Source organism: Rhizobium sp. Root491 (assembly GCF_001427205.1).
GTDB lineage: Bacteria > Pseudomonadota > Alphaproteobacteria > Rhizobiales > Rhizobiaceae > Agrobacterium > Agrobacterium tumefaciens.
Genome location: NZ_LMFF01000001.1, coordinates 252,087 through 261,098, shown reverse-complemented (window position 1 = coordinate 261,098; position 9,012 = coordinate 252,087). Strand labels below are relative to the sequence as shown.

Below are 9,012 nucleotides of genomic sequence, written 5' to 3'. Positions count from 1 at the left end.
CGAGGTTGTGAATGCTTTCTGAGGCCGTGGTCGGCGCCATCAAGTGCGGCCCGATCCCGGTTCTGCGCGACTGGCGCGGACTGCCGACGTCGGAGCTAACCCGCGGCGAGAAGATGTGCCGCTTCATCGAAGAATATCTGGTCGTGCCAGAGGGCGCGCTGGTCGGGCAGCCTATCAGGCTGCTGGACTTCCAGGTGGCCTTCATCCTGTCGGTCTATGACAATCCGAACGGCACGTCGCGAGCGTATCTGTCGATCGCGCGTAAGAACTCCAAGACGGCTACCATTGCCTGTCTCTTGCTCGGCCACGTGATTGGCCCAGAGGCGTTTCCGAACAGCCGTATCATGTCCGGCGCGCGATCCCGCGACCAGGCTGCTGAAGTCTTTAACTACGCCAGCAAGATGCTGATGATGTCGCCGCGCCTGAAGGGGCTGTATCGCATCGTACCGTCCGGCAAGATGATTGTCGGCTTGCGCAAGAACGTCGTCTACCGCGCCAGTTCGGCGGAAGCCAAGAGCGCGCACGGTGGTTCGCCACTGGTCGCCATCCTCGATGAAGTCGGCCAGATCAAAGGCCCGCACGACGACTTCGTTGAAGCGATCGTGACATCGCAAGGCGCCTACGGCGACAAGGCGATGATCTTCGCTATCTCGACGCAGGCAGCGACTGACGGCGACCTTTTCTCGCGATGGCTGGACGATGCCGAGACATCAAAAGCACCACGAACGGTTTCGCACCTCTACACGGCTCCGGCTGATTGCGACGTCCTCGACGAAGAAGCGTGGAAGGCGGCAAATCCTGCGCTTGGCAAGTTCAAGTCCGTTTCATCGGTTCGCGACGACGCTGAGCGCGCGGCACGTATGCCGACTGAGGAGGCCAGCTTCCGTTGGCTCCATCTCAACCAAAGGATCGATGCCAATGCACCGTTTGTGTCTCCGGCTATTTGGCGAGCGTGTAACGCTCGAGTTGTGGACTTTGATGGTCTCCCTGTGTTTGGTGGGCTCGATCTTTCTGAGGTGAGCGACTTGACTGCTCTGGTGCTCATGGCGCCGAAAGAGCAGGACGGAAAGACCACCTGGCACGTAAAGCCGACGTTCTGGCTGCCGGGAGACGGGATACGCGCAAAGGCAAAGGCCGACCGCGTGCCTTACGATGTCTGGCACAAGGATGGCCATCTCGAAGCCGCCCCCGGTAGAACCGTCGACTACGAGTTCGTCGCGCATTACCTGCGCGACCGCTTCGACGAGATGGATATCCGCAAGATCGCGTTCGACCGCTGGAATTTCAGGCACCTGAAGCCATGGCTGCAGAAGGCAGGCTTTACTGACGATCAACTTGAAGGCGACGATGCTGTATTCCAGCCGTTTGGGCAGGGCTTCCAGTCGATGTCGCCGGCTCTCCGCGAGCTCGAAAGCATCATCCTCAACGGCAACCTCGCTCACGGCGACCATCCGGTACTGACGATGTGCATGATGAATGCCACCGTCAAAGCGGATCCTGCTGGCAATCGAAAGCTCGTCAAACATAACCGCGAACGCCGCATCGACGGCGCAGTCGCCTTGGCAATGGCAACGGCGATGGCCGGAACCTACGAGGTCGGCGATAGCGGCGACTTGGACGACTTCGTCAACAATATCATTTCTGTCACCTGGTGACGGGCAACCTAGTGGTGAGGCCTGATGGGCTTTTTTGAGAGATGGGTCGGAAGGCCTATCAAGCTCACCGACGGCGAGTTCTGGCGAGGCTTCTTCGGCCTCGGCACCACGTCCGGGGAGACAGTCACGATTGAGAGCGCCCTTTCGCTCGATGCGGTCTGGGCATGCGTCAACTTAGTGCAGAACGCGGCCGGAACGCTTCCTTGCATCGTCTATGGCGAGGACGGCGTCACGGTCGACAAGAACGCTCCGCTATACGAGCTTCTGCACGACATGCCGAACATGGACGACACTGCGCCAGAGTTTTGGTCGATGGCGGCTATGTGCTTGCTGCTAGACGGCAATTTCTTCGCCGAAAAGAAGATGAACGGCGAGCGCCTCGTTGCACTCAATCCGCTTCACCCTTTGAACGTGGATGTGTGTCGCTCCAAAGATGGGCGGAACACGCGCTACTACGAGGTGACGGAAGACGGCAAAAAGCGCCGAGTGCCAGAAGGCAAGATGTTTCACGTCCGCGGCGTCCGTTTGCCTGGCTGTGATCGCGGCATGTCGCCGATCGGCGTGGTGCGCAATACGGTTGGGAGTGCATTGGCAGGCGAGAAGGTCGCCGGTCGCATGTTCAAGAACGGCCTGCTTTCTTCGCTCATCGTTAGCTCGGATCAGATCCTGAAGCCTGAGCAGCGCAAGCAGATATCCGACACGCTGACGCAATTCGCCGGTGCCGAGAAGGCTGGTGGGGTGACGGTATTGGAGGCTGGCTTCAAGCCGTACCCGATGTCGATCAACCCAAAGGATGCTCAATTCCTTGAGGCGAGGCAGTACAGCGTCGAGCAGATCTGCCGCATTTTCGGCGTTCCTCCCGTGATGATTGGTCACGCGGCAAACGGCACCACGACCTGGGGAAGCGGCATCGAGCAGCTGATCCTCCAATTCACCAAAACTTGCATGCGGCCGATGCTCAAGCGCATCGAAGCGGCAATTTATCGTGACTTGCTCGACGCGAAGACGAGGAAGACCACGAAGGTGAAGTTCAACATGGAAGAACTCTTGCGCGGCGACAGCACGGCGCGGGCAGAATTCCTGTCGAAGATGGTCACGAACGGCATCTACCTCGTCGATGAGGCTCGCTCTTACGAAGACAAGGCGCCAGTGGACGGCGGCAACAAGGCCATCGTTAACGGCACCATGACGCGCCTCGATACGCTTGGGAAGACCGAAACTCCGGCGCCAACGCCAGCAGCGCGCGCTGCATAAGGGAAAATCATGAAGTTTGAACACCTGATTTCGGCCTTTTTGGCCGAACCTTGGGCTATTCAGCGCGAAAAACTGGGCGTTTTGGCTGATGTTTTGGTGGCGCGGGCCGAAGGTGAGAAGCTGTTTTCGTCCGAGTTCGCTGCCTCGATCGACGACGCGCGAGCCAAGGAAATTGCTGAAAACAGCGGCAGCGTCGCCATAATCCCGGTTTATGGGGTTCTGGCCGATAAAATGGACCTGTTTTCCGCGATGAGCGGCGGCACGTCCTATGCCGGCATCAAGAAAGCGCTGCACAAAGCGCTTTCGAACGAGGATATCAAGGCTGTCGTGCTCGACATCGACAGCCCCGGCGGCACGGTGCCCGGCACTGACGAGCTCGCGACCGAAATCCGCAAGCTTCGCGGCGGCGAAAAGCCGATCATTGCGCAGGTGAACAGCTTGGCAGCGAGCGCGGCTTACTGGATCGCAGCGTCGACCGACGAAATTGTCGTCACGCCATCTGGCCGCGCCGGTTCGATCGGCGTTTATACCGCCCATGATGACCTGTCGGCTGCCCTTGATCAGCGCGGCATCAAGCGCACGTACATTTCAGCCGGCAAGCACAAGGTTGAGGGTAACGAGACCGAGCCGCTCGGCAAGGACACGCTGGCCCACGTGCAGGACGGTGTGAACCGCTCGTACAATCGGTTTGTTGCAGCCGTTGCTGAAGGGCGCGGCGTGACGGTCAGCAAGGTTGAGGATGGCTACGGTCAGGGGCGCGTTTTTTACGCAGAAGCCCTCATGGACCGCGGAATGGTCGACCGCATTGCGACGCTTGACGAGACTTTGGCCCGCTACGGCGCCGACGTTGAGCCTGCGCCTGTAAGGCGAATCAAAGCTGCCAACGCTGCGAAGGCTGAGGCAGCGCAGACGCTGGTCGAAAAGATGTCCGCCGGCGAGCAAATCACAAAACGCGAGTTCGAAAACGGCATCAGGGGACTGATGGGGTTGTCGGGCTCTGAGGCAGAGCGGGCCGCTCGGCTCTACCTCAAGGATGGTCAGGGGGCTCCTGACGTCGAGACGGATGCTGCTGCTTTGGCAGCCATTGAACGGCTCATCGCCGAAGCAAAATCACCACTCATTCGATAAAGGAGCCACTCATGGCCGAACTAGCAGAAAAAATTGGCGAACTTGGCGCCTCCCTCGCATCCATCAAAGAGCAGGTTGGCAATCTCGCCACCGACTTTACCTCCAAGCTTGCCGCTAATGGTGAAGTTTCCGCAGAGTTGAAGGAAAAGACCGATAAGGCGCTTTCCGAACTCGGCGATGTCACGACCCGCCTCGGCGACCTTGAGAAGCGCGCTGCGCGTGAACGAGATGGCGGTGATCCTGACGAAAAATCGCTGGGCGATATCGTCGTCGAAGCCGCAGGCGCGCAGTCGTTCGATTCTTCCTACAGGGGAATGATCAAGGTAAAAGCCGACCGTGCTGCCATCACATCTGCCAATACTACCGTTGGCGCCGGCCGCTCTCAGGGGACGTCTCTGGTGCCGGGCGCCCGCGTTCCCGGCATCTTCGGCCTGCCTGAGCGACAGCTGACGATCCGCGACTTGGTTATGCCGGGGCAGACTGCTTCGAGCACGATCGAGTACGTCAAGGAAACCGGCTTCACTAACAACGCTGCTCCGGTCGCCGAAACGACCGCCAAGCCGTATTCGGATCTGACGTTTGACATGACGTCCTCGCCGGTCCGCGTGCTGGCCCATCTCTTCAAGGCCTCCCGCCAGATCCTGGATGACGCGCCAGCGCTTCGCTCCTACATCGACGGACGTGCTCGTTACGGTCTCCGTTTCGTCGAGGAAAACCAGCTGCTGAATGGCTCTGGCACCGGTCAGAACCTCCACGGTCTGGTTCCGCAGGCTACCGCGTTTAACCCGGCGTTCGCTGCCGCAGACGAAACGGCGATCGACCGCCTTCGTCTGGCTGTTCTGCAGGTCGTTCTCGCCGAGTATCCGGCAACCGCGTTCGTTCTGAACCCGATCGACTGGGCGAAGATTGAGCTGACCAAGGACGCCGGCGGCAACTACATCATCGGCAATCCGCAGGGCTCGCTCACTCCGACGCTCTGGAATCTGCCGGTTGTTTCGACGCAGGCCATGGCCGCAGGCGAGTTCCTCACCGGTGCGTTCAGCTTCGCAGCCCAGATTTTCGACCGCATGGATATCGAAGTTCTGCTCTCGAGCGAAAACGTCGACGACTTTGAGAAAAACCTTTTCACGATCCGCGCTGAAGAGCGTCTGGCGTTCGCAGTCTATCGCCCCGAGTCCTTCGTGACTGGCGATGTCGAAGGCGCCTGATTGATCTGAGGGGAGCTTCGGCTCCCCTTCCTTGAAAGGGAGTGAACATGACCGATTTTCTGGAAGTGAAGGCAAAGCGCACGTTTGCCGTTGGCAAAGAGCTAAAGAGCAAAAAGAGCGATCCATTCAAGGTCGAGGCGGGCGAGGCGAAGCAGCTCGAAGAGCTGGGCCTGGTAGATATCATCGGCGAGGCAAAGGCTGAAACCTCTGCTGAAGACGACGACGCGGATGAAGCCGGTGACAAGCCGGTGATCTCCTCTGCTCGCTCGACGAAGAAGAAGGACAAACCCGATGCTGTCAACGAAGGTTCGTAAGCGCAGGGTCGCATCCTATATCGGCGCCGGTATCGTCAACGGTATCGGCTCGCCGGTGAATTCTATCGCGCCTGCAATCACGGGCACGGCGCAGGTTGGACAGACGCTAACGTCTACCGCCGGCACATGGTCCGGCTCGCCGACCTATGCACGGCAGTGGTTCGCGGCGGGCGTCGCAATCGCTGGAGCGACGGCGGCGACCTATGTTCCGGTCGTGGGTGACGTCGGCAAGGCCATCACGGTTCGCGTAACCGCCACAAATGACAAGGGCAGCGTGCCTGTCACAAGCGCGCCGACTGCCGCAGTAGTGGCGGCCTGATATGGCCATCGTCGATCTCGAAACCGTCAAAAAGCATCTCCGTGTCTTTCATGAAGATGAAGATGTGGAGATCGGCCTCTATCGCGACGCCGCTGAGAGCATTGTTACGCAGCATCTTGATCGCGAAGTCGTAGCCGCAGGCGAAACACCCACGGCCGCCGACGGCATTGCTGCAACGCCCGCAATCGTGTCGGCGATCCTTCTCGTGACCGGCGATCTCTACGAGGTGCGCGAGCCTGACCCGAAGGCAACGGGCGACGCGGTTCTTCCGCGAGCGGTACGGATGCTTCTGGCTCCGTGGCGTGTCTGGCGAACAGTGGCGGACGACTATGTGGCTCCGATTCCATGAACCGTTCGACTGGCGCCAGCCAGGCTTCACCATCGCCTATAAGGCTGGCCTCTACAACGTCACGCGCAAGTGCGCTGCGGCTGCGATAGCGGCTAAGGCTGCTGAACCCACCAAGGATCGACCTAATGCCAAAACGCAAGAGGGCGGGCGCAGGCTCGCTGAGTGAGCGCATCGGCTTTGAGGCCGAGGTCGAGGGTGATGACGGGTATGGCGGCGTGGTGGTCGACTTCGCGGAGCAATTCGTGGAGCCAGCTCGCCTCGAGCCGCGCGTCGGTAGCGAGACTGTTATCGCCAGTCGCCTTCAGGGCTTGCAGCCCTACACCATGACCGTCCGCAGCAACGAACGCACGCGCACTATCACGTCCGCGTGGCGGGCGCGGAATAAGCGGTCTGGCGTAGACTACGCAATCAAGGCTGCAGTCAACATCGACGAGCGCAATCAGTGGATTGAACTGCTTGTGGTGCAGGGGGAGGCTTCGTGATTAAAGCAAAGGTTCTGGGCCGCGAGGCGCTGACGAAAAAGCTCAATCAGGTAGCTCCGCTCGCCAACAAGTACGCCGCCGAAGCGAAACTTCAGATCGCTACCGAAGCCGCCGACAAAATCTCCGACCGGGCGCCGATAAGTAACAGCGCAACGGCTGGCGACTATGCTGCCTCGATACAGGGCGGCAAGATTTCTGACAGGCCGAGTGCGAAAGCGCTTGTGGGCGCATCGGCCAGCAAGGATCCGGATGCCACTGGAGTTTTCGCCGCATGGATTTGGCACTTTTTGGAATTTGGCACGCGGCCGCACAATGTCGCCAAAGGCGGCGGCACTGTTGCGGGCAGGAAGCAGCGCGACGGCGCAAGAATGCATCCCGGCACAAGGGCGCAGCCACACGTCTTTCCGACATGGCGATCGATGAAAGCCAAGGCAAAAAAGAAGATTAGCGATGCCATATCGCGCGGAGTGAGGGAGGCCATGAAGAACTAATGGCTAGTCCCGATCTTGAGCTACAGGGCGCCATCGTCGCAAGGCTGAAGGCACGTTCATCGCTAACGGCCATTGTCGCACAGCGCATTTACGACCGCCCGCCGACCAATGCTGCGTTTCCATACGTCGAATACGGCGAAAGCCAAGTGATTAGAGATGACGTCGGCTGTCTGAAGTCGAACCTCATCTACGTGACGATCCACGTTTGGTCGCAATATTCCGGAGGCTTTAAGGAGCTGAAGGAGATCATTCACGAGGTCGTCGAGGCATTGGATGAAGCACCCTTAGTGCTGCCCTCACATCGATTGATATCGATTACGCGGCAAGACACCCGTCATTTCAAAGACCCGGATGAAGTTACGACGCATGGCGTCGTCGAATTTGTCGCGCGCGTCGAGACACCGGCCTGATTGGCCATCAACCCCTAAATTTTGAGGTTTACTCATGGCCGACGGTCAACAGATTGGTCGTACGCTGCTCATCCAGATCGGTGACGGCGAAACTCCTGAAGTCTTTTCGAATCTGTGCGGTTTGACGACCCGCAGCTTCAATATGTCCGCTAACGAAGTCGACACGACCATTACGGATTGCGTCAATCCAGAGAACACGCCGCAGAAAACAGCAGAGCCGGGCATCAAGAACCGCACGTTCTCTGGTTCCGGCAAGTTCGTCAAGAGCGCTTCCAACACCGCCTTCATGACGCACGTCAACGACGCCACCAAGTTCAACGCGAAGGTAATCGTGCCTGGTCTTGGTACTTACACCGGTCCTTGGTTCGTTTCTGAATTCGAGTTCAGCGGCGAAATGGAAGGCAATATGGAATTCACCGCGACGTTCGTTGCTGCTGGTGTTCTTGCATTCGTCGCGGAGGTGTAATTTGGCTGATGCTGAAAAACCCTTTCCGTTGGAAGTGAACGGAGCTCGGGGGGAGGTCGGCCTGTGGGTCGGCAAGGAACCGTTGGTCATCGTCGCTGAGATGGGTGGCCTTGCTGCCGTGTCTTCGCGCCTGTCGTGCAAGAGCATGTCCGATTTGTTCCTTCGCCTGTCGGGCGTCGAGCCTGCCGCCACAGTGGCCGCGCTCGATCTGCTTACCGTCCGTGGCGACAAGATCTCGGCCATCGGCGCGCTGAAGCTGAAGCACTTCGGCGCCGTGGCCAAGGCGATTTCCGAGGCGCTGTCTCATCATTTTGATGAGGAAGACGAGGGAAACGGGGAAGCCGCTCAAAAGGCGGCATAGAAGAGCCGTTCCCTTGGCGCGACTGGCAAAAGATCGCATTCGGCGGCCTCGGCTGGACACCAGGAATATTCTGGGCGTCTAGCTTGACCGAGTTCACCCTTGCGGTGAAGGGCAAGGCCGAAGCGAACGGCGGCAAGAAAGCCGTGGCTCCTCCGTCAGACGCCGAGATGGACGAGTTGATCAAGAAGTATGGTGGTTAGGCTGGCTTTTGCCGCCACACATTTGGATTGGCCTTATACTTCTCCAAGTACGGGCCGATCTGACTGCCACTTATAGCGTCCATATACCGGTCTGAAACAAGGCCGTATTCGTAGCACTCTTGCGTGGCAATGGCATATGCCCTCTTGGTGCCCTCGTTCAGGTCGCCAAAGTCCCGCCTTAAGATGACATCGGCAATATCCTTTTCGCACTTCTCGATGATGCGAGGCGTAGCGACAAGTTGAGGCCGATCATTAATCGACAATCCGCGAGCTGCCCATCCTCCGGCGGCTGAGGCAATGCAAGATACAGCAACAATGATTGCAAGTGTCCAAACCTTCATTTGAAAAGCCTCCCAGCTCGCCGAACCGGCGGGC

General features: G+C 58.9%; 14 protein-coding genes. 13 read left to right on the top strand and 1 reads right to left on the bottom strand.

Annotation, left to right across the window (positions count from 1 at the left end; genetic code table 11):
* Positions 1 to 11: 11 nt before the first annotated feature.
* The 13 genes from ASD46_RS01310 (at position 12) to ASD46_RS26135 (ending at position 8,637) form a co-directional block, all read left to right on the top strand.
* Positions 12 to 1,655 carry a terminase large subunit gene (locus tag ASD46_RS01310; protein ID WP_060641813.1) on the top strand — a complete coding sequence of 548 codons (1,644 nt, stop codon included), beginning with the start codon at positions 12 to 14 and terminating at the stop codon, positions 1,653 to 1,655.
* A gap of 24 nt (positions 1,656 to 1,679) precedes the next feature.
* Entirely contained in the window at positions 1,680 to 2,909 is a 1,230-nt protein-coding gene (locus ASD46_RS01305; RefSeq protein ID WP_025593788.1) for a phage portal protein, read from the top strand.
* Positions 2,910 to 2,918: 9 nt separating this feature from the next.
* Positions 2,919 to 4,037, top strand: a complete 1,119-nt coding sequence (locus ASD46_RS01300) for a S49 family peptidase (protein ID WP_060641812.1) — start codon at positions 2,919 to 2,921, stop codon at positions 4,035 to 4,037.
* Positions 4,038 to 4,048: 11 nt separating this feature from the next.
* Positions 4,049 to 5,245, top strand: a complete 1,197-nt coding sequence (locus tag ASD46_RS01295) for a phage major capsid protein (RefSeq protein WP_060641811.1) — start codon at positions 4,049 to 4,051, stop codon at positions 5,243 to 5,245.
* Positions 5,246 to 5,292: 47 nt separating this feature from the next.
* On the top strand, positions 5,293 to 5,559 hold the full coding sequence (locus ASD46_RS01290; RefSeq protein WP_060641810.1) for a hypothetical protein: 267 nt from the start codon (positions 5,293 to 5,295) through the stop codon (positions 5,557 to 5,559).
* Positions 5,537 to 5,878 carry a hypothetical protein gene (locus ASD46_RS01285; RefSeq protein ID WP_025593782.1) on the top strand — a complete coding sequence of 114 codons (342 nt, stop codon included), beginning with the start codon at positions 5,537 to 5,539 and terminating at the stop codon, positions 5,876 to 5,878. The genes ASD46_RS01290 and ASD46_RS01285 overlap by 23 nt, the downstream gene beginning before the upstream one ends.
* A 1-nt stretch (position 5,879) precedes the next feature.
* Complete coding sequence (locus ASD46_RS01280) at positions 5,880 to 6,227, top strand: head-tail connector protein (protein ID WP_060641809.1); 348 nt, start codon at positions 5,880 to 5,882, stop codon at positions 6,225 to 6,227.
* A gap of 125 nt (positions 6,228 to 6,352) precedes the next feature.
* A complete protein-coding gene (locus ASD46_RS01275; RefSeq protein ID WP_060641808.1) occupies positions 6,353 to 6,709 on the top strand; it encodes a phage head closure protein in 357 nt (118 codons plus the stop codon).
* Positions 6,706 to 7,200: an HK97-gp10 family putative phage morphogenesis protein gene (locus ASD46_RS01270; protein ID WP_060641807.1), complete on the top strand. Its 495-nt coding sequence runs from the start codon at positions 6,706 to 6,708 to the stop codon at positions 7,198 to 7,200. Before ASD46_RS01275 ends, ASD46_RS01270 begins: the two co-directional genes overlap by 4 nt.
* Positions 7,200 to 7,610 carry a DUF3168 domain-containing protein gene (locus ASD46_RS01265; protein ID WP_060641806.1) on the top strand — a complete coding sequence of 137 codons (411 nt, stop codon included), beginning with the start codon at positions 7,200 to 7,202 and terminating at the stop codon, positions 7,608 to 7,610. The genes ASD46_RS01270 and ASD46_RS01265 overlap by 1 nt, the downstream gene beginning before the upstream one ends.
* Before the next feature lie 34 nt (positions 7,611 to 7,644).
* On the top strand, positions 7,645 to 8,076 hold the full coding sequence (locus ASD46_RS01260; RefSeq protein WP_060641805.1) for a phage tail tube protein: 432 nt from the start codon (positions 7,645 to 7,647) through the stop codon (positions 8,074 to 8,076).
* A gap of 1 nt (position 8,077) precedes the next feature.
* Entirely contained in the window at positions 8,078 to 8,437 is a 360-nt protein-coding gene (locus tag ASD46_RS01255; RefSeq protein ID WP_013636134.1) for a hypothetical protein, read from the top strand.
* Positions 8,434 to 8,637 (top strand): phage tail assembly chaperone, encoded by a 204-nt coding sequence (locus ASD46_RS26135; RefSeq protein ID WP_082546127.1) that lies wholly within the window; start codon positions 8,434 to 8,436, stop codon positions 8,635 to 8,637. The genes ASD46_RS01255 and ASD46_RS26135 overlap by 4 nt, the downstream gene beginning before the upstream one ends.
* Here the strand turns inward: ASD46_RS26135 and ASD46_RS01250 are convergent.
* A complete protein-coding gene (locus ASD46_RS01250; RefSeq protein ID WP_060641804.1) occupies positions 8,634 to 8,978 on the bottom strand; it encodes a hypothetical protein in 345 nt (114 codons plus the stop codon). The two genes, ASD46_RS26135 and ASD46_RS01250, sit on opposite strands and share 4 nt — an antisense overlap.
* Between the last annotated feature and the right edge of the window lie 34 nt (positions 8,979 to 9,012).

Coding starts and splice junctions, on each gene's coding strand:
- ASD46_RS01290 (WP_060641810.1), top strand. CDS start 5,293: ATGACCGATTTTCTGGAAGTGAAGGCAAAGCGCACGTTTGCCGTTGGC.
- ASD46_RS01260 (WP_060641805.1), top strand. CDS start 7,645: ATGGCCGACGGTCAACAGATTGGTCGTACGCTGCTCATCCAGATCGGT.
- ASD46_RS01275 (WP_060641808.1), top strand. CDS start 6,353: ATGCCAAAACGCAAGAGGGCGGGCGCAGGCTCGCTGAGTGAGCGCATC.
- ASD46_RS01250 (WP_060641804.1), bottom strand. CDS start 8,978: ATGAAGGTTTGGACACTTGCAATCATTGTTGCTGTATCTTGCATTGCC.
- ASD46_RS01285 (WP_025593782.1), top strand. CDS start 5,537: ATGCTGTCAACGAAGGTTCGTAAGCGCAGGGTCGCATCCTATATCGGC.
- ASD46_RS01280 (WP_060641809.1), top strand. CDS start 5,880: ATGGCCATCGTCGATCTCGAAACCGTCAAAAAGCATCTCCGTGTCTTT.
- ASD46_RS01305 (WP_025593788.1), top strand. CDS start 1,680: ATGGGCTTTTTTGAGAGATGGGTCGGAAGGCCTATCAAGCTCACCGAC.
- ASD46_RS01265 (WP_060641806.1), top strand. CDS start 7,200: ATGGCTAGTCCCGATCTTGAGCTACAGGGCGCCATCGTCGCAAGGCTG.
- ASD46_RS01295 (WP_060641811.1), top strand. CDS start 4,049: ATGGCCGAACTAGCAGAAAAAATTGGCGAACTTGGCGCCTCCCTCGCA.
- ASD46_RS01300 (WP_060641812.1), top strand. CDS start 2,919: ATGAAGTTTGAACACCTGATTTCGGCCTTTTTGGCCGAACCTTGGGCT.
- ASD46_RS01310 (WP_060641813.1), top strand. CDS start 12: ATGCTTTCTGAGGCCGTGGTCGGCGCCATCAAGTGCGGCCCGATCCCG.